The following is a 20948-nucleotide window of genomic DNA, read 5'->3' as shown; positions in this document are numbered from 1 at the left end:
GAAAAAACCCCGCAGCCATGCGGCTGCGGGGTCGCCTTGATCCGATCTGCGGTCGGCCGGGGCCTGCGCCCGCGACCGACGGATCAGTCGAGCTTTTCGGCGATGCGCGCCTTCTTGCCCGACAGGTTGCGCAGGTAGTAGAGCTTGGCGCGACGCACGTCGCCGCGACGCTTCACCGAGATGTCGGCCACCTGCGGGCTGTAGGTCTGGAACACGCGCTCGACACCTTCGCCGTGCGACACCTTGCGCACGGTGAACGCCGAGTGCATGCCGCGGTTGCGCCGCGCGATGACCACGCCCTCGAAGGCCTGCAGGCGCTCGCGGTCGCCTTCCTTCACCTTCACCTTCACCTCGACCGTGTCGCCGGCCCGGAAGTCCGGGACCTGCTTGGTCATCTGCTCTGCCTCGATCTGGGCAATGATCTTGTTCGCGCGCATCGTCCTTACCTCGTCTTCAAAGTGCCGCTTCGGAGATGAACTCGCGCAGCAGCGTCCGTACCTCGTCACTCATCGCGACCCCGTCCAGCAGATCGGGCCGCTTCAGCCATGTCGCTCCCAGGGCCTGCTTGAGGCGCCATCGCGCGATGCGCGCATGGTCGCCGGATAGCAGCACCTCCGGCACCGACTCCCCACGCCAGACCTCCGGGCGCGTGAAGTGCGGGTGGTCCAGCAGGCCGGCCGAGAACGAATCGTTCTGCGCCGACTCGGCATGACCGAGCACTCCGGGCAGCAGGCGCGCGATCGCATCGATCACCGCCATCGCCGCCAGCTCGCCGCCCGACAACACGAAGTCGCCCAGCGACAGCTCCACATCCACTTCCGCACGCACGAAACGCTCGTCGAGCCCTTCGTACCGCCCGCAGAGCAGGATCAGGCCCTGCTCCCGCGACAACCGCTGCGCCCAGTGCTGGTCGAAGCGTTCACCCTGGGGCGACAGCAGGATCACCTGCGCTGCACCCGTACCCTCCGTGAGGGCCTGCTTCGACGCCTGCACCGCCGCCGCCAGCGGCTGCGGTTCGATCACCATCCCCGGACCGCCGCCGTAGGGCCGGTCGTCGACCCGGCGCCAGCGATTCTCGCTGTAGTCGCGCAGATCGCGCGTGGTCAGCGCGAGTTGCCCCGCTTCCACCGCGATGCGCGGCATGCCGTGCCGCACCACCTGCTCCACCAGCTCCGGGAACAGCGTGACGACGTCGATCTTCAACGACATCGTCAGTAGTCCGTTTCCCACGCGCAGACGATGCGAGCTTCGTCCATCTCCACGCGCTTTACGATGTGCTTGAGCACGAACGGAATCAGCCGCTGCGTGCCCGCCTCGTCGACGACCACCAGGATGTCCTGGCTGCCGTTGCTCGTCATCTCCCGCACGGTGCCCAGATGCGCCCCGGCCGGATTCACCACGTTCAGCCCGATCAGATCGATCCAGTAATACTGCCCCTTCGGCAGCACCGGCAGCGCATCGCGCTCGACCTCGATCGTCGCACCGATCCATCGCGCCGCCTGATCGCGGTCATCGATGGCCTGGCCATCTTCTCCGGTGATCTTCGCGACGACGCCATTGCCATGCGCCCGCCCCTCGACCACTTCGATCCGGAAACTGCGGCCCTCGAGCCGCACCCACCAGTCCGGGTACTTCAGAATCTTCGCCGCCGGGCGGGTCTGCGAATCGATCCGCAACCAGCCCTTGACGCCGTAGACACCGGCGACGCGGCCCAGCGTCACCCGGCGCACCGACATCGGAATCAGGCGGCCTTGGGCGCCGTCTTGACCAGGTAGGCGACGCGCTCGGACAGCTTCGCGCCCTTCTGCTGCCAAGCCTCGACCTTGGCCACGTCGAGCACCAGCTTCTGCTCGGCGCCGCGGGCGTTCGGGTTGTAATGCCCGAGGCGCTCGATGAAGCGGCCGTCACGCGGGCTGCTCTTCTCCGTGGCGACCACGTGGTAGAACGGGCGCTTCTTCGCGCCGGCACGGGCCAATCGAATCGTTACCATCTTTGCGTTATCCAGGACTGGACGGCCCCAAGGCCGCCGAAAAGGCCGCGTATTGTAGCGATTTCGTCACGGATTTCCAGTGCTTTGAGCGAGTTGCGCGCGCCGCCGGGCATCCGCCCGCAACAGCCCGATCACCCGCCCTCTCAGATCGGCCCCGAAGCTCGGCCCGTAGCCGTGGTAGATCTGCTTGATCGTGCCGTCGACGTCGACGAGAAACGTGGCCGGCATGCGCCAGACACCGTAGCTGCGCGAGGCGATGCCGATGGTGTCGACGACCACCGGATAGCTCACCGGCCGCACGCGCAGAAAGCGCTCGGCGTCCTCGACCCGCTTGTCGAGTCCGACGGCCAGGACCTCGAAGCGCTCGGCATAGCCGGCGCCGTGCATTTCCTTGCGCAGCGCATCGAGACGCGGCATCGACTCGATGCACGGGCCGCACCATGACGCCCAGAACTCCACCACGAGGACACGCCCGCGCAGCCGGCTCACGCTGGCCGGCGGGTTCCCGCTGACGAGAATTCCGGCCGCCTCCGGCGCCTCGACGCCGGCACCGATGGCCTCTGCGCGCGGCGCGGCGATGCTCATCGGCAGACTGCCGGCCGCCACGGGCGCAGGCCCCCACGCGGCGCCCAGCAGCGCGCAGGCGCCGAACAGGCGGACCGCGAACGCCCCCGGGCGGCGGCGCATCAGCGTCGCGGCAGCATGCCGGGTGGCATGCGGCCGCCCATCGCGCGCATCAGCTTGGCCATCCCGCCGCTGGCCACCTTCTTCATCATGTCGCGGGTGGTCTCGAACTGCCGCAACAAGCGGTTGACCTCCTGCACCTCGACGCCGCTGCCGGCCGCGATGCGCCGCTTGCGCGACGCCTTGATCACGTCCGGGAAGCGCCGTTCATGGCGGGTCATCGAGTTGATGATCGCAACGGTGCGCCGTACCTGCTTATCGGCGTCCACATTCTTGAGCTGCGCCTGCAGCTGGGCACCGCCCGGCAGCTTGTCGAGCAGCGACGCCATGCTGCCCATGTTCTGCATCTGTAGCATCTGTTCGCGGAAATCTTCCAGGTCGAAGCGCTTGGTCTTCTTGAGCTTGTCGGCGAGCTTCTGCGCCTTGTCCTGATCGACCTTGCGGACGGTCTCCTCGATCAGGCTCATGACGTCGCCCTGTCCGAGAATGCGCGAGGCGATGCGGTCCGGGTGGAAGACCTCGAGCTTGTCGGACTTCTCGCCGATGCCGAGGAACTTGATCGGCGCGCCGGTGACCTGACGGACCGACAGGGCCGCGCCGCCGCGGGCATCGCCGTCGACCTTGGTGAGGACGACGCCGGTCAGTGTCAGCCGGTCGGCGAACGCGCGTGCGGTCTTGGCCGCGTCCTGGCCGGTCATGCTGTCGACCACGAACAGGGTCTCGACCGGCGTGATCGCGGCGTGCAGCGCGGCGATCTCGCGCATCATCTCCTCGTCGACCGTCGTACGGCCGGCGGTATCGACGATCAGCACGTCACTGTACTGCTTCTTCGCCTCGGCCAGCGCGGCGCTCGCGATCGCGACCGGGTCCTGCCCGACCGCGGACGGGAAGCAGTCCACCCCCACCTGCCCTGCGACGATGCGCAGCTGCTCGATCGCCGCGGGGCGATAGACGTCGCAGGACACCACCATCACTTTCTTCTTCTCGTGCTCCTTGAGCAGGCGCGCGAGTTTGCCGGTGGTAGTGGTCTTGCCGGAGCCCTGCAGGCCGGCCATCAGGATGATCGCGGGCGGCTGTTGCCGCAGGTTCAGCGGCTCGGCCTTGCCGCCCAGCGTCTCGGTCAGGGCCTGCTGCACCACGCGCAGGAATTCCTGGCCCGGCGTCAGCGACTGCGTGATCTCCACGCCCAGCGCCCGCGACTTGATCTGCTCCACGAAGTCCTTGACGACCGGCAGCGCCACGTCGGCTTCGAGCAGGGCCATGCGCAGCTCGCGCGCGGCGGTGTTGATCTGCTCTTCGGTCAGGCGGCCCTGGCCACGGATGCTGTCGAGCACGCGCGACAGGCGCGAAGTCAGGTTTTCGAACATGGCTCGGGGAGATGTACCGTCTGAACAGCCGCTATTGTAGGGTCAGCGAACGGTTCCGGTGCTCAGTCGAAGGCGATGACGTCGCCGCGCTTGAGGTGGGTGTAGTCCCAGCCGCGCAATGCCGTACGGCACTGACGTTCGATCATGCCCTCGCAGCCGGGCTTGTGATGCGTCAGGTAGAGCCTGGGCCGGTGGCGCAGCTTCTTCAGCTCACTGCCCAGCAGGCTCGGCGTGAAATGCTTGGACGTGTGCCCGAGCGCTGCCTGCTCGTCCGGAAACGCGATCTCGATCATCAGCTTGTCGAGCCGCGGAAGCGCGTTGAGCGCATTCCACATGTGGTCGTCGGCATAGGTGTCACCGGTGAACGCGAAAGTCCCGCGGCGCCCCGCGATCGCACAACCCACGGCCGGCACGGTATGCAGCACCGGGAACACGGTCAGGTCGCGCGCGTCGTCGAGGGCCAGGGTTTCTCCGACGCCGATCTCGCACCAGCGCAGCAGCGGGTGGTTCTCGTTGGGCAGGACCGAGAAATCCGGCCAGATCTTCCAGTTGAAGATGTGCTCGCGGATCAGCCCCAGCGTCTGCGCCGTCGCATGCACGTCGATCGGCCGGTCGATCAGGTCGAACAGGTTGTCGGCCATGAACGCCAGGCCGCAGACGTGGTCCAGATGGCAGTGCGTGAGGAATACGCCGCGGATGCGGCGCTGCTGCGTCAGCGTCAGGTCGCCTACCCCGGTGCCTGCGTCGATCAGGAACTCGTCGTCGACCAGCAGGCTCGTCGTCCGCAGCCCGGGACCGACGCCACCGCTACAGCCGAGGACCTTGATCCGCATGCCTTCGATCGTCCGGGAGACGCCGGCGATGCTAGCACAGCGTTCCGGTCCGACCGCAGCCCGCGCCCGAGCGCGTCTTGGCCGGTGCTAAGCTGCACGGACATGATCCTCGTTCTCATCGCACTGGCCGCCTATCTGACGGCCGGCTGGCTGCACTACCGCCAGGCCTCTCCTGCGGCTGGGCGCTGGCTGCCACTGCCTGCGCTGGCGCTGCATGCCTGGGCGCTGAGCGGGCACGTGTTCCTCGGCGGCGCGATCACGATCGGGATCAACGAGGCCCTGTCGCTGTTCGCGTGGCAGTCGGCCCTGCTGCTGTGGGCCCTGTGCTTCCGCGAACCCCTGCGCGCACTCGGAACCGTGGTCTACCCGTTTGCCGCCGTGGCCATGCTGCTCGCGACGCTGCTGCCGACCCCGATCAGCGACGTGACCGTGGGCGACTGGAAGGCTCGCACCCACATCGTCCTGTCTCTGCTGTCCGCCGGCCTGCTGACGCTCGCGGCGGTCCATGCCGGAGTACTCGCCCTGCAGGAGCGGCTGCTGCACGACCACCGCATGACGCGCATGACGCGGACGCTGCCGCCGCTGCAGACGATGGAACGGCTGCTGTTCCAGCTCATCGCCATCGGCTTTCTGCTGCTGTCGCTGACGCTGCTGTCCGGCATGTGGTTCATCCGCGACTGGCTGGCGCAGCACCTTGCCCACAAGACCGTGCTGTCGGTTACCGCCTGGCTGATCTTCGCCGTGTTGCTGTGGGGGCGGCAGCGCCATGGCTGGCGCGGCCGCACGGCCATCCGCTGGACCCTCACCGGCTACGCGATGCTGGTTCTCGCGTACTTCGGCAGCAAGCTGATTCTCGAACAAATTCTCGGCACGCACTGGAGTTAGCGGACAATCTTCATCCATGACCGGTTGACAGGCGGGCGCTGCGTTCGCTAACTAGCGAGGTCGATACGGTCACCGCGTGCCGCGCACTTGGACGATATTCCTTTATCCGTTCTATTCGGATTGCTCTTTGCCCTGCTGGCCTGCTCAGCCTTCTTCTCCGGTTCGGAGACCGGGCTGATGACGATGAATCGTTACCGCCTGAAGACCCGTGCGCAGAAGGGTGACCGCGGCGCACGCCTGGCGCAGGGCATGCTGCAGCGGCCGGATCGGCTGATCGGCACGATTCTGCTCGGCAACAACTTCTTCAACACGCTGGCCGCGGCACTGGCCACGGTGATCGGCCTGCGCCTGTTTCCCGGCGAGAGCGGCATCGCGATCGCCACCGGCGCACTGACGCTGCTGCTGCTGATCTTCGGTGAGGTCACGCCCAAGACCCTCGCCGCCCTGCACCCCGAACGTTTTGCGATCCCGGCGGCCTATGTGCTGTGGCCGCTGATGCGACTGCTGTGGCCGCTGGTGTGGCTCGTCACCCTGATCGGTAACGGGCTGCTGCGCCTCATCGGCGTATCCCCCGAGGAGGCAGCCCAGCACAGCCTGTCCACCGAGGAACTGCGCACGGTCGTCGCCGAGGCCGGCGCGATGATCCCGCATCGCCACCAGAAGATGCTGCTGTCGATCCTCGATCTCGAGAACGCGACCGTCGAGGACATCATGGTGCCGCGCAACGAGATCGTCGGCATCGACATCTCCGAACCCTGGTCGGCGATCCGCGACGCCATCACCAACAGCCAGCACACGCGCATCCCGCTGTTCGACGGTTCGATCGACAACCTCAAGGGCGTGGTGCACCTGCGTCGCGTCGTGCGCCTGGCGGCCGAGGACGCGCTCGACGTGAAGAGCCTGCTGGCCCTCGCCCGCGAGCCCTACTTCATTCCCGAAGGCACGCCACTCAACCAGCAGTTGCTCAACTTCCAGAACCAGAAGCGACGCATCGGTTTCGTCGTCGACGAGTACGGTGACATCCAGGGCCTCGTCACCATCGAGGACATCCTCGAGGAGGTGATCGGCGAGTTCACCTCCGACCCGGCGACCCGCATCAAGAACGTCTACGCCGACGCCGATGGCAGCTACCGCGTCACCGGCTCGGTGACGATCCGCAGCCTCAACAAGAACCTCGGCTGGAAGCTGCCCACCAGCGGCCCCAAGACCATCAACGGACTGCTGCTCGAACAGCTCGAACACCTCCCGCAGGAAGGCGTCAAGGCCGAGATCGCCGGCTACGGCTTCGAGATCACGGAGATGCGTGCGAACGCGGTGAAGTCCACGCGCATCTGGCCGCCGCCAACACCGACGGCAACGCGCAAGGCCGCATAGCGTTACATCTCTACAGGCGCTCGAGTGCCTGCGACAGCCTGCCGACCGCTTCGATCTCCAGGTCGAGCTTTGCCCCACGCCGCGGGCGGTTGCCCTCGGGAACGATCGCCCGCCGGAACCCTTGCTTGGCAGCCTCGGCCAGGCGCTCCTCACCGCCGGCGACGGGGCGCACTTCCCCGGCGAGGCCCACTTCACCGAAGACCACCGTATCGCCAGGCCAGGGACGCGAGCGAAAACTCGACAAGGCCGCCATCAGCAGCGGCAAATCGGCGGCGGTCTCGTGGATGCGCATGCCACCGACGACGTTGGCGTAGACGTCCTGATCCGAGAGCGCGATGCCGCCGTGTCGATGCAGTACGGCCAGCAGCATGTTCAGCCGGTTGTTCTCGAGCCCGAGCGTCACGCGCCGCGGCGAACCGGCGAGCGAGCGGTCGACCAGCGCCTGGACTTCCACCAGCAGCGGCCGGCTCCCCTGGCGCGCGACCGTGATGACGCTGCCCGGCACCGGATCACCGTGCCGCGACAGGAACAGCGCGGATGGATTGCTGACTTCCTTGAGCCCGGCGTCGGTCATCGCGAACACGCCCAGTTCGTTCACGGCGCCGAAGCGGTTCTTGATCGCGCGCACGATGCGGTAGCGCGAACCCGGGTCGTGCTCGAAGTACAGCACGGTGTCCACCATGTGCTCGAGAACGCGCGGACCGGCAATGGCGCCATCCTTGGTGACATGCCCGACGAGCACGATCGCCGTCTGGTGCGCCTTGGCATGACGCACGAGCTGGGCCGCGGATTCGCGGAGTTGCGAGACCGAGCCGGGCGCCGGCTCCAGGGCCTCGGTGTAGAGCGTCTGCACCGAGTCGACGACGACGAACGCCGGCTTGAGCTGCGCGAGCTGGGCCAGAATCTGCTCGACCGAGGTCTCGGCCAGCACCGGCACATCGAGATTGCGCAGCCCCAGCCTTTGCGCGCGCAGGTGCACCTGCGCGAGCGACTCCTCGCCGGTCACGTAGAGGGTCGAGCTGCGGTCCTGCAGTGCCGAGAGGACCTGCAGCAGCAGCGTGGACTTGCCGATGCCCGGATCGCCGCCCAGCAGGCAGACGCCACCGGGGACGACGCCGCCGCCGAACACCCGATCGACTTCGGGCAGCCCGGTCGCCAGGCGCGGTGTCTGCTCGGCGCTGACCTCGCGCAACCGCTGCACGCGTCCGGACGCCGTGCCGCTGATGCCGCCGGCGCGCGCGCCGCGCGGCGCCGCCTGGGTCTCGACCAGACTGTTCCAGGCGCCGCAGTCGCCACACTGCCCCGACCACTTGGGGCTCGCCGCACCGCAACTCTGGCAGACGTATTCGATCTTGCTTTTTGCCATCGGCGCTCGCTGCAGGCTCCATGTCGGGGCATCACCCAAAACAGGTACCATCAGGTTAGCGCAATGCCTTGGGGGAACGCCGTAGTGAGCGCAAAGGTCTGGGGACGCGACTGGTTCGCCGCCGTGCTGTTCTCCGCATTCTTCGCGGTGCTGGCGTTCGCGGTCTTCGACAGCGGCTTCGAATCGCTGGAACGCTACACCTACGATCTGGGCGTGCGTGCGCGCGAACGGGCGCCGTCGGAGCGGATCGCCGTGGTGGCCATCGACGACGAGTCGATCCGCAACCTCGGTCGCTGGCCGTGGCCGCGCCAGCGCCAGGGCGAGCTGATCGAGAAGCTGCACGCCGGCGGCGCACGCGTCATCGGCAGCACGGCGCTGTACCTGGAACCGGAACAGGGGGCCGGAGCCGATGCGCTCGCCGAGCTGCGCACCACGCTGGACGAGTCCGCGCTGACCCGGCAGATCCCCGGCGAGATCGAGACCTTCGGCCTGATGCTGGCGGACGCCGCCAGCAGCGACCCGGCCGTCGGCGGCATCGCCGCCGCCTACGCCGACTCGGCGTTGGCACGTGACTACGGACGCCTCATCGGCGATCTGCGCACCCGCCTCGACCTGGCCGCTGCGAGCGCCGGGGCCGGCGACGCCGCGCTGGCGAGCGCGCTGCAGGCTCACGCGCGCGCGGTCCTGCCGATGGTGTTCACCATTGGCCGCCCGCAGGGCCGGCCGGAAGCGCCGCTGCCCGATTACGTTCGCCGCCATGCACTCGCGAACATCGAGGATCGCGTGGGCGCACGTGCCGCCGGCGCGACGCCGCTACCGACCACCGAAGCCCAGGTGCCGGTTCCCGGTATCGGCGCCGCGGCTGCCGCGATCGGGCACCTCAACGTGACGCCCGACGTGGACGGTGCGGTGCGCTTCGAACCGCTGGTGCTGCAGCATTACGACGAGCTGTATCCGTCGCTGTCACTGATGATCGCCGCCACCGCGCTGAACCTGGAAGGCAACGACATCGCCGTGCGGCTGGGAGAGGGCGTGGACCTGGGGCCGCAGGCCATCGGCACGAGCCCGGCATTGCGCATGTACACCCACTTCTACCGTGACGTCGACGGCCGGCCGGCGTTTCCCGTCGACTCCGCCTACGACGTGCTCAGCGGGCGACTGCCGGTCGACCGTTATCGCGACCGCATCGTCCTCATCGGCACGACGGCAGCCGGCACCGGCGACACCTTCGCGACGCCCGTATCGGCGGCAACGGCTCCCGTGGTCACGCTCGCGCATGCCGTGTCGAGCCTGCTGCAGGGCGATTTCTTCACCCGACCCGTCTGGGCGCCGTGGGCCGAGCTCGGCGTGTTCCTTTCCCTGGCGCTGTACGTCGCGCTGCTGCTGCCGCGCCTGCCGGCGACGATCGCGGCCGTGCTGAGCGCGCTCGTCGTGCTGATGCTGGTCGGCGGACAGATCGGCCTGATGGCGATGGAGGCGATGTGGTTCAAGCTGACGACGGCCGCCGTGTTCCTCATCGCGGGGCATGCGTTCATGACCGTGAAGAAGTTCAACGTCACCGAACGGCTCAAGCGCAGCAGCGAAGTCGAGGGCGCCGAATCCAACCGCATGCTCGGCCTCGCCTTCCAGGGTCAGGGGCAACTCGACATGGCCTTCGAGAAGTTCCGTCGCGTCCGACCGGTCGACGACAAGGCACTGGATCTGCTCTACAACCTGGCGCTCGACTTCGAGCGCAAGCGGCAGTTCAATAAGGCCGAGTCGGTGTATCAGTACATCGGCGAGCACAATCGCGAGTTCCGCGACGTGCAGCAGAAGCTGAGCCGGGCGAAGAAGCTGTCGGAAACCGTGATCCTCGGCGGCAGCGCCGCATCGGCCCACCCCGGCGGCACGCTCGTGCTCGACGCGACCGCAGAGCTCGAGAAGCCGATGCTCGGGCGCTACCAGGTCGAAAAGGAACTCGGCAAGGGGGCAATGGGCATCGTCTACGTCGGCCGTGACCCTAAGATCGGCCGCCAGGTTGCCATCAAGACGATGGCGCTGTCGCAGGAGTTCGAGCCAGACGAACTCGCCGGCGTGAAGGAGCGCTTCTTCCGCGAGGCGGAAACCGCCGGGCGCCTGAGCCATCCGAACATCGTGTCGATCTTCGACGCCGGCGAAGAGCACGACCTGGCCTACATCGCCATGGAGTTCATCAAGGGGCACGACCTCACCCGGCACTGCAAGGCCGACGCGCTGCTGCCGGTCCCCGATGTTCTGCGGCTTATCGCCGATGCCGCCGACGCCCTGGACTACGCCCACGCCAGCGGCGTGATCCATCGCGACATCAAGCCGGCGAACATGATGCTGGTCGAGTCCAGCCGCGCGGTGAAGCTGATGGACTTCGGCATCGCCCGGCTCACCGACTCCAACAAGACCAAGACCGGCATGGTCCTGGGCTCGCCCAGCTACATGTCGCCCGAGCAGCTCGCGGGCAAGCGCGTCGACGGCCGTTCGGACCTGTTCTCGCTCGGCGTGACGCTGTTCCAGTTGCTCACCGGCGCGCTGCCGTTCCAGGCCAATTCGATGGTGAACCTGATGATGAAGATCGCCACCGAACCCCACACCCCGATCCACGGGCTGCGCCCGGATCTTCCCGAGGCCGTCGCTCCAATCGTCGATCGCCTGCTGCAGAAGAGCGCCGATGCGCGCTACGCACGCGGTGCCGATGTCGCCCGCGAGCTGCGCGCGGCGGCGGGCGCCTGAGCGTCGCATGGCACTCAAGGGCAAGGTTGCAACGGCACTGGCCACCGACACCGGCCGGGTGCGCAGCAACAACGAGGACGCCGTCGGCGAGGACCCGGACATCGGCTTGCTGGTCCTGGCGGACGGCATGGGCGGCTACAACGCCGGCGAGATCGCCAGCGGCATCTCGGTGACCACCGTGCTGGACCTCATGCGCCGGCAGTGGCCGGAGCTGCGCCATGGCGAGATCGATGCCGACAGCGGTCACAGCGTCGAGACGCTGGCGCTGCGCGAGGCGGTCGAGCAGGCGCACCGGACGATCCACTCGGTGGCGCAGAGCCAGCCGCAGTGCGCCGGCATGGGCACGACGATCGTGGCCTGTCTGCTGCACGACGACCGGCTCTCGATCGCCTACGTCGGCGACTCGCGGCTGTACCGCTTCCGCAACGGCAGGCTCGAACAGATCACCCGCGATCACTCGCTGGTCGAGGAGCTGATCGCCCGCGGCCACTACAGCCGCGAGGACGCATCGCGGCTGGTGCGCAAGAACATCGTGACGCGCGCGCTCGGTGTCGAATCGGACGTCGGCGTCGACCTGATCGAGGAAACCGCCGAGATCGGCGACGTCATCCTCCTGTGTTCCGACGGCCTGACCGACATGGTCGACGACAACCAGATCGGCTTAACACTGGACAGGCACGCTGCTACGCTTGACCACGCCGCATTGGAACTGGTGACGCTCGCGAACGCGGCTGGGGGCAAGGATAATGTTTCGGTTGTGCTTGCACGGGTGGACAGTTCGTTCGCACGCGGCCGGCGCTGGTATGAACGTCTGATGGAATGGTTCTGAAAATGGGCAAGCTCATCGTCACCGACAGCAGCGGCAAGAACTCCGAGGTCGAGTTGACCAAGGAGCGGATCACCATTGGACGGCATGCGGACAACGACATCCCGCTCGCCGACAAGGCGGTTTCCGGGCATCACGCCGTGGTCATCACCATCCTCCAGGACTCCTTTCTCGAGGACCTGGACTCGACCAACGGCACCCAGGTCAACGGCAAGGCGATCGCGAAGCATCCCCTGTCGCACGGCGACGTCATCTCTATCGGGCGCAACACCCTGCGCTACGAAGGCGAGGCGGGCGTCGACGACGACTTCGAGCGCACCATGATCCTCAAGCCGGGCCAGTTCGGCGCGGCCTTCGATGCACAGGTGAGCCAGGCCGCCGATGCGCCGCCGGCCGCCGCACCGGCGGCGACCGCGGCACGCCCGACGCCGCCCCCCTCCGCCAAGCCGATGCTCGGCAAGCTCCGGGTCGCCTCGGGTCCGAACGCAGGCAAGGAACTGGAGCTGTCCAAGGCGCTCACCACGATCGGCAAGCCGGGCGTTCAGGTGGCCGCCGTGACCCGGCGTGCGGACGGTTACTACATCGTCCACGTCGGCGGCGACAGTGGCTCGCAGCGCCCGCTGCTCAATGGGCAGCCGATCGACACGCAGGCACGCAAGCTCCAGCACAACGACACCGTGGAACTCGTCGGTACGCGGATGACCTTCCTGCTTGAGGCCTGAGGCCCGGGAGGCGGTCGTTCAGGCAAGGGACAGGTAACGGCGAGCAGCGTACTGCCGACCCACCGTCTGCCGGAGCATGCGCATGAACAAACTGACCCCCCTCGCCGCCGGGCTCGCCCTGCTGGGCGCGTCGGGCCTGTACGCCGCAGAGCCGGCAGCGCTGCCTGACGAGGGCACCACGAATGCGCAGGCCAGCGAGCCGGACGAGACCGAAACGAACCGCTGCCTGCAGCAGACGGGCAGCCGTCTCAAGACCTCGGAGGATCGTCCCTGCACGGGTGCCCCCGGTCAGGTGATCACCCGCGAGCAACTCGATCGCACCGGCGCGGTCACGCTGTCCGACGCGATCCGCCGCTCCTCGGCGTCGGTCAACTGAGGATTGCCGCTGCGAGCATCCGAAGGCCACGCCCGGCGTGGCCTTTCTCGTTTCAGGCGGGTGCGCCCCGGTAGCGAAACCGCACCCGCTGCGTCAGACCGCAGAACAGCTCGTACGACAGCGTGTCGGCCCAGGTCGCGATCTGCTCGGCCGGCAGTCCTTCACCCCACAACAGGACGGGGTCGCCGACGGCAGCATCGGCCACCTCGCGCAGGTCGACGGTGATCATGTCCATCGACACGCGCCCGGCCAGATAGGCCCGGCGGCCGCGGACCAGCACCGGCGTGCCGTCGCGGAACGCGCGGTGCATCCCGTCGGCGTAGCCGACGGACACCACGCCGATGCGCATGCGCTCCGGGCAGCGGTAGCGCAGACCGTAGCCGACCCCCTCGCCTGCCGCGTACTCGCGGACGGCGATCAGGCGGCTTTCCAGCCGCATCGCCGGTCGCAGCCCCAGGCCGAGGGCCGGCATCTCCGGCAGCGGCGAACAGCCGTAGAGCGCCAGCCCGGGCCGCACCCAGTCGACCCGCGCCTGCGGCCAGGCGAGCAGGCCGGCGGAGTTCGCGATCGACCGCGGCCCCGGCGCGCCGGACAGGGCAGCCTCGAAGCGCGCGATCTGCTCGCGCGTGAAGGCGTTGTCGGGTTCGTCGGCGCAGGCCAGATGCGTCATCCAGCCGGCGAATGTCCACCCCGGATGACGCGCCAGCACGTCCCGCAGCCGCGGCACATCGGTGAGCGGAAACCCGAGCCGGTGCATGCCGCTGTCGAGCTTGAGCCACAGCGTCAGGCGGGCGCTGGTCGGCAGCCGTTCGAGCAGGTCGATCTGCCAGTGATCGTGCACGACGATCTGCAGACGCTCGTAGACGGCCTGCGCGGCCTCCTCGCCGGACATCACCCCCTCGAGCAAGGCAATCGGCGCCTGGATGCGCGCCTGACGCAAGGCCATGGCCTCTTCCAGGCAGGCAACGGCCAGCGTATCGACGCCGGCGGCCTCGAGCGCCCGCGAAACGGGAACCGCGCCGTGGCCATAGGCATCGGCCTTGACTGCCGCCATCACCCTGGACCGCGGAGCGATGCGACGGACGACACCCAGATTGTGGGTCAACGCCGACAGATCGACGCTCGCGGTGACGCGCGGAATCATGCGTAACCGTCGTCGAAGCCTTGCGCGAGGTTGTCGAAACGCGTGAACTCGCCGAGAAACGCCGTCTTGACCGTTCCGAGCGGCCCGTTGCGCTGCTTGGCGATGATGATCTCCGCGGTCCCGGCGTCGGGGGATTCCCTGTTGTAGACCTCGTCGCGATAGATGAACACGACCAGGTCCGCGTCCTGCTCGATGCCGCCGGACTCGCGCAGGTCGGCCATGCGCGGCCGCTTGTTGTCACGCTGCTCGACGCCGCGGTTGAGCTGCGACAGTGCAATGACCGGCACCTCGAGTTCCTTCGCCAGTGCCTTGAGACTGCGCGAGATCTCCGAGATCTCGTTGGTGCGGTTTTCCTTGGTTCCCGGCACCTGCATCAGCTGGATGTAGTCGACGACGATCAGGCCCAGACCGTGACGCGCCTTGATGCGGCGCGCGCGTGCGCGCAGGTCCAGCGGCGACAGCGCGCCGGTCTCGTCGATGTACAGCGGCGCCTCGCGAATCAAACCTCCCTGCGACACCAGCCGGTCCCAGTCGCGATCGTCGAGGTCACCACTGCGCAGCCGCCCCATGGGGATGCGCGCGAACGACGACAGCATGCGCAACGCGAGCTGCTCGGCCGGCATTTCCATGCTGAACACCGCCGCGGGCTTCTTCTCGTACAGCGCCACATGTTCCGCCACGTTCAGCGCGAAGCTGGTCTTGCCCATCGACGGACGCCCCGCGAGGATCACCAGATCGCCCGGGTGCAGGCCGGTGGTCTTCGCATCCAGGTCGACGAAGCCCGTCGACAGTCCGGCCAGACCGGAGGGGTTGCTCCGCAGAAACTCGATCTTTTCCTCGAGCTGCTTCATCAGCTCGGGCATCGCGTGGTAACTGGAACGCGCATGCTCGGCGCGCGAGCGCAGCGCAAAGACCTTCTGCTCGGCGATGTCCAGCAGCTCGGCGTAGCTGCGGCCGTCGGCGCGAAAACCCAGCTCCGCGATGTCGCCACCGGCGGCGACCAGCCCGCGCAACACTGCCCGCTCGCGGACGATGTCGGCGTAGGCGAGCACATTGGCGGCGCTCGGCGTGTCGTTGGCGAGGCTGCCCAGATACGCCAGCCCGCCGGCCTCGTCGAGCTGGCCGCGCGCCTTGAGATGCTCGGAGAGCGTGACGAAATCGCAGGGGCGTGCGGTGCCGACCAGCTCGCAGATCGCCCGGTAGATCAGCTGGTGATCCTCCCGGTAGAAGTCCTCCGCGGACAGGCGATCGCCGAGCTCGTTCCACGCCCGGTTGTCCAGCATCAGCCCGCCGAGCACCGATTGCTCGGCCTCGATCGAGTACGGCGGCAGCTTCGGCTGGGCCTGCAGTCTGGCGGCGGGAGTGCTCATGAACCTCGGATCATACCCGCGCACATGCCGCGGGGGCGCCTGAAATGCAGCGGCCCGCACGAAGGCGGGCCGCTGAACCGGAACACGGGGGCAAAGTATCAGCCCTTGCCGCGCTGTTCCTCGACGATGACGGTCAGACTCGACTCGACCTCGGAGTGCAGCTGCACGGCGACCGCATAGCTGCCGACCGCGCGAATCGGTCCGGTGACCATGTCGATCTCGTTGCGATGCAGGTCCACGCCCTGCGCCGCCGCGGCATCGACGATCTCGCCGGGGCCGATCGACCCGTAGAGCTTGCCTTCCTCGCTCGCCAGCGCGGTGATCGTCACCGTCAGGCCGGCCAGCTTCTCGGCGCGCATCTTCGCGGCGTTGAGGCTGTCCTGCGACTTCTTCATCAGCTCGGCCTTGCGCGTCTCGAAGACCTTGCGGTTCTCGTCGGTCGCGGGGAGCGCCTTGCCCTGCGGCAGCAGGTAGTTGCGCCCGAATCCGGACTTGACCTTCACGGTGTCGCCCAGATCGCCGAGCTTCTTGATCTTTTCCAGCAGAATGACGTCCATGCTCCTAGCCCTCAGCCGTGACGGTCGGTGTACGGCAGCAGCGCCAGGTAGCGCGCCCGCTTGATGGCCAGCGCCAGCTCACGCTGGTAGCGCGAGCGCGTGCCCGTGATGCGGGCCGGCACGATCTTGCCGTTCTCGCCGACGTACTGCTTGAGCACGTTGAGATCCTTGTAGTCGATCTCGGGTGCGCCCTCGGCGCTGAACTTGCACGACTTCTTGCGGCGGAAAAACTGTGCCATGGCTCAGGCTCCTGCTTCCGAGGCGTTGGCGTCCCCGGTCTGCTTGCTGTCGGACTCCGACTCGCCGTCGGTGTCGCCGTCATTGCGGCGCGAGCGATACTCGCTGCCGCCCTTGCGCTCTTCTTCCGGCGCCTTGAACAGCGGCGACTGCACGGTCACCGCCTTGTCCTTCTTGACGACCAGACGGCGGATGACGGCGTCGTTGAATTTGAAGGCCCCTTCGAGCTCGGCCAGCGTCTCGGCGTTCATCTCGAAGTTCATGAGCACGTAGTGCGCCTTGTGCGCCTTGCCGACCGGATAGGCGAGCTGACGCCGGCCCCAGTCCTCGAGGCGGTGAACCTTGCCGCCGCCGGCCTCGACCATGCCCTTGTAGCGTTCGATCATGGCCGGAACCTGTTCACTCTGGTCCGGATGCACCATGACGACGATTTCATAGTGTCGCATTGCATCTCCTTGTGGACGCACGACACCGCTGCGACGCGGTCCTTCGTGCGGCTCCCGGACGCGGCGCGCGCCGGCCGTGGAGCAAGTGGCTGACAACCGCGCCGGGTCGGCACGGGGGCGCGGATATTAGGGGAATCAGCGACTTGTTGCAATCGCGCCGGCGCGTCGGCCGGTCGGCCGCCGCTGGCGGACGGCTTCGTACAGGCACACCGCGGCAGCCACCGAGACGTTCAGGCTCTCGATCTTGCCCTGCATCGGAATCCTGACCAGCCGGTCGCAGCCTTCGCGGGTCAGACGACGCATGCCCTCCCCTTCGGCACCCATGACCAGCACCGTGGGACCGGTGAGGTCGACGTCGTAGAGCGTGTCCTTGCTCTCGCCGTCCAGGCCGGTGATCCAGTATCCGAGCTCCTTGAGCCGCGTCAGCGTGCGGGCCAGGTTGGTCACGGCCACCAGCGGCACGCGCTCCGCGGCGCCGGCCGCCGCCTTTCGGACGACCGCGGTCAGCCCGGTACTGCGATCCTTGGGCAGCACGACGGCCGTCACGCCGGCGGCTTCGGCCGTCCGCAGGCAGGCACCGAGGTTGTGCGGGTCCTGCACCCCATCGAGCACCAGCAGCAGGTGATGCGGCTCCGCGGCGCGATACAGCAGATCCTCGGCATCAAAGGCCTTCTCGGCAACGTAGGCGAGGACGCCCTGGTGGCGCAGGCCGGGGGCCTTGATGTCCAGTTCGCTGCGCGCGACGACACGCAGGCGCACGTCACGCGTCTGCGCCAGTGCGCGCACCTGCCGCGCACGCGCATCGTCGCGACTGTCGGCCAGCAGTATCTCGAACGGCTTGTCGTGCGCATCCTCCAGCACCGCAAGCACGGCGTGAAAGCCGCCGATCAGCGTTGTTCTTGCCACGTCGCCACCCGAAGAGATCTGTCCTGGCAGTGTGCCCAAAGCACGACGCCCCCGCATCATGCGGGGGCGTCGATGAAACGACGGTGGGGATCAGGCGCCGAGATACGGCGGCGGCGTCCAGGCCTGCTGTTCCTGCCCCTCGATGACCGGCTTGATCACGATGTCCACGCGGCGGTTGCGCTTGCGCCCGTCCGCCGAGTCGTTGCTGGCGATCGGCTGGCTCTCGCCGCGCCCTTCCTGGCGCACGCGGGTACCCGGCAGCCCCTGGCCGCCCATGTAGCTGGCCACCGAAGCCGCGCGCCGCTCCGACAGCCCCTGGTTGTACTGGTCGCTGCCGGTCGAGTCGGTGTGACCGACGATGTGGATCACCGTCTTGTCGTACGACTTGAGCACGTTGGCGATCTTGCTGTACGTCGCCAACGCATCCGGCTTGATCTGCGCACTGTCGACATCGAAGCTGACGTCGCTGGCGATGCCGATCTTCAGCGCGTCTCCGGAAATCTGCGTGATGCGCAGCTCGTTGCGTGCCGCTTCCTCGGCGAGCTGGCGTTCCAGCTCGGCCTTCTGCTTGTCCATGTAGTTGCCGACGGCGCCGCCGGCGAGCGCTCCGACCACTGCACCCACGATCGGCGCACCGCGTGCATCGCTCACCTGCTTGCCGAGCACCGCGCCGGCGACCGCACCGATCGCCGCACCGGTCTTGGCGCGCCGGTTCGGATCGTCCGCTGCGCAACCGGCCAGCGTCGTCGCGACCAGCGCGCATACTGCGATGTTCAGGGTCTTCATCTGCGTTTCCTCTGGCGTTTTCGTGATTTTGCTGTTCTCGCGGATTCTGGGTTCGAGGGCTTAATCCGTGATGAATGCCGGATCACCTCGACCAGCTCTAGGTCGATTTTGCGCTCATCCAGGTTCACGCGCACGACCTTCACGCGGACCCGGTCACCGAGCGCGTAGACCGTCTTGCTGCGGCTGCCCACGAGCCGCTGCGCGGCCGCATCGTGTTCGTAGTAGTCGTTGCGCAGCGACGAGACGTGAACCAGGCCGTCGACATAGAGCCCGGCAAGTTCCACGAACAGGCCGAACGGCGCGACGCTGGCCACGGAGCCGTCGAAGACCTCGCCGATGCGGTCGCGCATGTACTCGCACTTGAGCCAGGTCACGACCTCGCGCGTCGCTTCGTCGGCACGCCGCTCGGTCATCGAGCAGTGCGTGCCCAGCGCCAGCATGCGTTCCGCGTCGTAGAGGAAGTCCCGCGCCTTGCCGCGCGCCAGCGCGTGCTTGATCGCCCGATGCAGCAGCAGGTCGGGGTAGCGCCGGATCGGCGAAGTGAAGTGCGCGTAGTGCGTCAGCGCCAGGCCGAAATGACCGATGTTGTCAGGGCTGTAGCGCGCCTGCATCATCGAGCGCAGCATCACCGTCTGCACCAGTGCGGCATCGTCCCGCCCCTCGAGCGCGGCAATGGTCGTGCTGTAGTCCTGCGCCGTCGGCTTGTCGCCACCACCCAGCCGCAGTCCCTTGAGCGCGAGGAACTCACGGAGGGTCTTGAGCTTCACCGGGTCCGGAGACTCGTGGACGCGGTAGAGGCAGGGCAGCTTGTGCTTGGCGACGAAGGCCGCCGCCTGCACGTTGGCGGCGATCATGCATTCCTCGATCAGGCGATGCGCCCGGTTGCGGCGCACCGGGACGATGCGGTCGATCTTGCGCTCGTCGGAGAACACGATGCGCGTCTCGGTCGAATCGAAGTCGATGGCCCCGCGCTCGCTGCGCGCCGCCAGCAGTGCCTCGAAGGCCGCATCCAGTGCCTGCAGATGCGGCAGCAGCGAGGCCTGCGCACGCGCACGCTCGCCCTGAGGGTCGTCGAGCATCTCGGCGACGTCCTCGTACAGCAGTCGCGCATGCGAGCGCATCACGGCTTCGTAGAAGCGCGACTTCGCGATCGTGCCGTCCGGCAGCACACGCATCTCGCACACCATGCACAGGCGATCGACGTCCGGGTTGAGCGAACACAATCCGTTCGACAGCTTCTCCGGCAGCATCGGGATCACCTGCTGCGGGAAGTAGACCGAGGTGCCGCGCTGGAAGGCTTCCTTGTCCAGCGGCGAATCCGGCTTCACGTACGCCGACACGTCGGCAATGGCAACCCACAGCGTCCACCCGCCGCGGGTGAAGGCACCCTTGCGATGGGGCCGGCAGTACACCGCATCGTCGAAGTCGCGCGCGTCGGCACCGTCGATCGTCACCAGCGGCAGGTCGCGCAGGTCGACCCGGTCGCCCACGTCCCGCGCCCGCACCGCATCCGGGATACCCGCAAGCTGCTGTTCGACCGCCTCCGGCCAGTGCCGCGGCAGACTGTGCGCACGGATCGCCGCCTCGATCTCCATACCCGGCGCCATGTAGTCGCCGAGCGCCTCCTGGATGCGCCCGACCGGCAGCGTCCGGCGGCCGGGTGGCGTGATGATCTCGGCGACGACGATCTGCCCGTGGCGCGCGCCCTGCAGATGCTCCTGCGGAATCAGCAGGTCGTGCTGCACGCGCGGATTGTCCGGTATCACGTAGGAAACGCCCTGCTCCACGTGAAGCCTGCCGACGACGCTGCGCGTCACCCGTTCAATGACTTCGGCAACAACACCCTCCGGTCGCCCCTTGTAATCGTTGCCGACCACGCGCACCAGCACGCGATCGCCGTTCATCAGTTCGCGCATCTGCCGCGGCGGCAGGAAGACGTCGTCACCGCCCGCCTCGGGAATCAGGAAACCGAAGCCGTCGCGGTGCGCCTGCACGACACCGGCGATCAGGTGCATCTCCGTCACCGGCCCATAGGCGCCGCGGCGGTTCTGCATCAGCTCGCCGTCGCGCACCATCGCCTGCAGGCGCTTGGCCAAGCCTTCCTGCTCGCCGAGCCGCCGCAGGCCGAAGTCGCCGATCAGGTCGTCGAGCGTCATCGGCCCGTCGTGTGCGGTCAGCGCCTGCAGGATCAGCTGGCGGCTGGGAATCGGCTCCGCGTAGCGCGCCGACTGCTCCGCGAAGGCTGGATCACGCGCCTGCCAAGGGCCGGCGCCGGTGTTTTTGCTGGGTTTTTTGGGGTTCTTGGGTTTCATTGACAAAGGTCAGGGGCGTCGCCAC

22 protein-coding genes are annotated in these 20948 nt (G+C 67.7%); 6 read left to right on the top strand and 16 right to left on the bottom strand.

Going from position 1 to position 20948, the window contains the following annotated elements:
• Positions 1–83 precede the first annotated feature (83 nt).
• From rplS to C8D93_RS00845, 7 genes are all read right to left on the bottom strand, one after another.
• Positions 84–437, bottom strand: coding sequence for a 50S ribosomal protein L19 (gene rplS / locus C8D93_RS00875; protein WP_110263281.1), 354 nt, complete (start codon positions 435–437; stop codon positions 84–86).
• A gap of 16 nt (positions 438–453) precedes the next feature.
• Entirely contained in the window at positions 454–1203 is a 750-nt protein-coding gene (gene trmD, locus C8D93_RS00870) for a tRNA (guanosine(37)-N1)-methyltransferase TrmD (protein WP_110263805.1), read from the bottom strand.
• 8 nt (positions 1204–1211) lie between these two features.
• A complete protein-coding gene (rimM, locus tag C8D93_RS00865) occupies positions 1212–1736 on the bottom strand; it encodes a ribosome maturation factor RimM (RefSeq protein WP_110263280.1) in 525 nt (174 codons plus the stop codon).
• 5 nt (positions 1737–1741) lie between these two features.
• Positions 1742–1990, bottom strand: a complete 249-nt coding sequence (gene rpsP / locus C8D93_RS00860) for a 30S ribosomal protein S16 (RefSeq protein ID WP_110263279.1) — start codon at positions 1988–1990, stop codon at positions 1742–1744.
• A 66-nt stretch (positions 1991–2056) separates the two neighbouring features.
• Positions 2057–2677 (bottom strand): TlpA family protein disulfide reductase, encoded by a 621-nt coding sequence (locus C8D93_RS00855; protein WP_245903775.1) that lies wholly within the window; start codon positions 2675–2677, stop codon positions 2057–2059.
• Positions 2677–4041 carry a signal recognition particle protein gene (gene ffh / locus C8D93_RS00850; protein WP_110263278.1) on the bottom strand — a complete coding sequence of 455 codons (1365 nt, stop codon included), beginning with the start codon at positions 4039–4041 and terminating at the stop codon, positions 2677–2679. The genes C8D93_RS00855 and ffh overlap by 1 nt, the downstream gene beginning before the upstream one ends.
• Positions 4042–4103: 62 nt before the next feature.
• A complete protein-coding gene (locus tag C8D93_RS00845) occupies positions 4104–4874 on the bottom strand; it encodes an MBL fold metallo-hydrolase (RefSeq protein WP_110263277.1) in 771 nt (256 codons plus the stop codon).
• 102 nt (positions 4875–4976) lie between these two features.
• Between C8D93_RS00845 and C8D93_RS00840 the strand changes: the two genes are divergently transcribed.
• On the top strand, positions 4977–5759 hold the full coding sequence (locus C8D93_RS00840; RefSeq protein ID WP_110263276.1) for a cytochrome C assembly family protein: 783 nt from the start codon (positions 4977–4979) through the stop codon (positions 5757–5759).
• Positions 5760–5846: 87 nt separating this feature from the next.
• The gene (locus C8D93_RS00835; RefSeq protein WP_110263275.1) at positions 5847–7133 is read left to right on the top strand and encodes an HlyC/CorC family transporter; all 1287 of its coding nucleotides are present in this window, start codon (positions 5847–5849) and stop codon (positions 7131–7133) included.
• 10 nt (positions 7134–7143) lie between these two features.
• Here C8D93_RS00835 and radA read toward each other — a convergent pair whose 3' ends face one another.
• Positions 7144–8499, bottom strand: a complete 1356-nt coding sequence (gene radA, locus C8D93_RS00830; RefSeq protein ID WP_110263274.1) for a DNA repair protein RadA — start codon at positions 8497–8499, stop codon at positions 7144–7146.
• 84 nt (positions 8500–8583) lie between these two features.
• Here radA and C8D93_RS00825 point away from each other — a divergent pair, with 84 nt between their 5' ends.
• The 4 genes from C8D93_RS00825 (at position 8584) to C8D93_RS00810 (ending at position 13165) form a co-directional block, all read left to right on the top strand.
• Positions 8584–11241 (top strand): CHASE2 domain-containing serine/threonine-protein kinase, encoded by a 2658-nt coding sequence (locus C8D93_RS00825; RefSeq protein WP_245903773.1) that lies wholly within the window; start codon positions 8584–8586, stop codon positions 11239–11241.
• A gap of 7 nt (positions 11242–11248) precedes the next feature.
• Positions 11249–12070, top strand: coding sequence for a Stp1/IreP family PP2C-type Ser/Thr phosphatase (locus tag C8D93_RS00820; RefSeq protein WP_110263803.1), 822 nt, complete (start codon positions 11249–11251; stop codon positions 12068–12070).
• A 2-nt stretch (positions 12071–12072) separates the two neighbouring features.
• On the top strand, positions 12073–12789 hold the full coding sequence (locus C8D93_RS00815) for an FHA domain-containing protein (RefSeq protein ID WP_110263272.1): 717 nt from the start codon (positions 12073–12075) through the stop codon (positions 12787–12789).
• An 82-nt stretch (positions 12790–12871) separates the two neighbouring features.
• Complete coding sequence (locus C8D93_RS00810) at positions 12872–13165, top strand: hypothetical protein (RefSeq protein WP_146216474.1); 294 nt, start codon at positions 12872–12874, stop codon at positions 13163–13165.
• 52 nt (positions 13166–13217) lie between these two features.
• Here C8D93_RS00810 and alr read toward each other — a convergent pair whose 3' ends face one another.
• The 8 genes from alr to rnr form a co-directional block, all read right to left on the bottom strand.
• The gene (gene alr / locus C8D93_RS00805) at positions 13218–14309 is read right to left on the bottom strand and encodes an alanine racemase (RefSeq protein ID WP_110263270.1); all 1092 of its coding nucleotides are present in this window, start codon (positions 14307–14309) and stop codon (positions 13218–13220) included.
• Complete coding sequence (gene dnaB, locus C8D93_RS00800; protein WP_110263802.1) at positions 14306–15658, bottom strand: replicative DNA helicase; 1353 nt, start codon at positions 15656–15658, stop codon at positions 14306–14308. The genes alr and dnaB overlap by 4 nt, the downstream gene beginning before the upstream one ends.
• 119 nt (positions 15659–15777) lie before the next feature.
• Positions 15778–16236, bottom strand: a complete 459-nt coding sequence (rplI, locus tag C8D93_RS00795; protein WP_110263269.1) for a 50S ribosomal protein L9 — start codon at positions 16234–16236, stop codon at positions 15778–15780.
• 11 nt (positions 16237–16247) lie between these two features.
• Positions 16248–16475 (bottom strand): 30S ribosomal protein S18, encoded by a 228-nt coding sequence (rpsR, locus tag C8D93_RS00790; protein WP_110263268.1) that lies wholly within the window; start codon positions 16473–16475, stop codon positions 16248–16250.
• A gap of 3 nt (positions 16476–16478) precedes the next feature.
• On the bottom strand, positions 16479–16919 hold the full coding sequence (gene rpsF / locus C8D93_RS00785) for a 30S ribosomal protein S6 (protein ID WP_110263267.1): 441 nt from the start codon (positions 16917–16919) through the stop codon (positions 16479–16481).
• Positions 16920–17054: 135 nt separating this feature from the next.
• On the bottom strand, positions 17055–17825 hold the full coding sequence (gene rlmB / locus C8D93_RS00780) for a 23S rRNA (guanosine(2251)-2'-O)-methyltransferase RlmB (RefSeq protein WP_211307132.1): 771 nt from the start codon (positions 17823–17825) through the stop codon (positions 17055–17057).
• Between the two features lie 90 nt (positions 17826–17915).
• Positions 17916–18611 carry a YiaD family glycine zipper/OmpA-like lipoprotein gene (locus tag C8D93_RS00775; protein WP_110263266.1) on the bottom strand — a complete coding sequence of 232 codons (696 nt, stop codon included), beginning with the start codon at positions 18609–18611 and terminating at the stop codon, positions 17916–17918.
• A complete protein-coding gene (gene rnr, locus C8D93_RS00770; RefSeq protein WP_170123835.1) occupies positions 18608–20923 on the bottom strand; it encodes a ribonuclease R in 2316 nt (771 codons plus the stop codon). Before rnr ends, C8D93_RS00775 begins: the two co-directional genes overlap by 4 nt.
• Between the last annotated feature and the right edge of the window lie 25 nt (positions 20924–20948).

It is taken from the genome of Sinimarinibacterium flocculans (genome assembly GCF_003201205.1).
GTDB classification, from domain to species: domain Bacteria; phylum Pseudomonadota; class Gammaproteobacteria; order Nevskiales; family Nevskiaceae; genus Solimonas; species Solimonas flocculans.
The sequence above is the reverse complement of the archived record's forward strand: the minus strand, read 5'-3'. Positions and strand labels throughout refer to the sequence as shown.

What these genes read in the sequence shown, in the direction of transcription:
- rplS (WP_110263281.1), bottom strand. Translation starts at nt 437, where the DNA reads ATGCGCGCGAACAAGATCATTGCCCAGATCGAGGCAGAGCAGATGACC.
- rimM (WP_110263280.1), bottom strand. Translation starts at nt 1,736, where the DNA reads ATGTCGGTGCGCCGGGTGACGCTGGGCCGCGTCGCCGGTGTCTACGGC.
- rpsP (WP_110263279.1), bottom strand. Translation starts at nt 1,990, where the DNA reads ATGGTAACGATTCGATTGGCCCGTGCCGGCGCGAAGAAGCGCCCGTTC.
- C8D93_RS00855 (WP_245903775.1), bottom strand. Translation starts at nt 2,677, where the DNA reads ATGCGCCGCCGCCCGGGGGCGTTCGCGGTCCGCCTGTTCGGCGCCTGC.
- ffh (WP_110263278.1), bottom strand. Translation starts at nt 4,041, where the DNA reads ATGTTCGAAAACCTGACTTCGCGCCTGTCGCGCGTGCTCGACAGCATC.
- C8D93_RS00845 (WP_110263277.1), bottom strand. Translation starts at nt 4,874, where the DNA reads ATGCGGATCAAGGTCCTCGGCTGTAGCGGTGGCGTCGGTCCCGGGCTG.
- C8D93_RS00840 (WP_110263276.1), top strand. Translation starts at nt 4,977, where the DNA reads ATGATCCTCGTTCTCATCGCACTGGCCGCCTATCTGACGGCCGGCTGG.
- radA (WP_110263274.1), bottom strand. Translation starts at nt 8,499, where the DNA reads ATGGCAAAAAGCAAGATCGAATACGTCTGCCAGAGTTGCGGTGCGGCG.
- C8D93_RS00820 (WP_110263803.1), top strand. Translation starts at nt 11,249, where the DNA reads ATGGCACTCAAGGGCAAGGTTGCAACGGCACTGGCCACCGACACCGGC.
- C8D93_RS00815 (WP_110263272.1), top strand. Translation starts at nt 12,073, where the DNA reads ATGGGCAAGCTCATCGTCACCGACAGCAGCGGCAAGAACTCCGAGGTC.
- C8D93_RS00810 (WP_146216474.1), top strand. Translation starts at nt 12,872, where the DNA reads ATGAACAAACTGACCCCCCTCGCCGCCGGGCTCGCCCTGCTGGGCGCG.
- alr (WP_110263270.1), bottom strand. Translation starts at nt 14,309, where the DNA reads ATGATTCCGCGCGTCACCGCGAGCGTCGATCTGTCGGCGTTGACCCAC.
- rplI (WP_110263269.1), bottom strand. Translation starts at nt 16,236, where the DNA reads ATGGACGTCATTCTGCTGGAAAAGATCAAGAAGCTCGGCGATCTGGGC.
- rpsR (WP_110263268.1), bottom strand. Translation starts at nt 16,475, where the DNA reads ATGGCACAGTTTTTCCGCCGCAAGAAGTCGTGCAAGTTCAGCGCCGAG.
- rpsF (WP_110263267.1), bottom strand. Translation starts at nt 16,919, where the DNA reads ATGCGACACTATGAAATCGTCGTCATGGTGCATCCGGACCAGAGTGAA.
- C8D93_RS00775 (WP_110263266.1), bottom strand. Translation starts at nt 18,611, where the DNA reads ATGAAGACCCTGAACATCGCAGTATGCGCGCTGGTCGCGACGACGCTG.
- rnr (WP_170123835.1), bottom strand. Translation starts at nt 20,923, where the DNA reads ATGAAACCCAAGAACCCCAAAAAACCCAGCAAAAACACCGGCGCCGGC.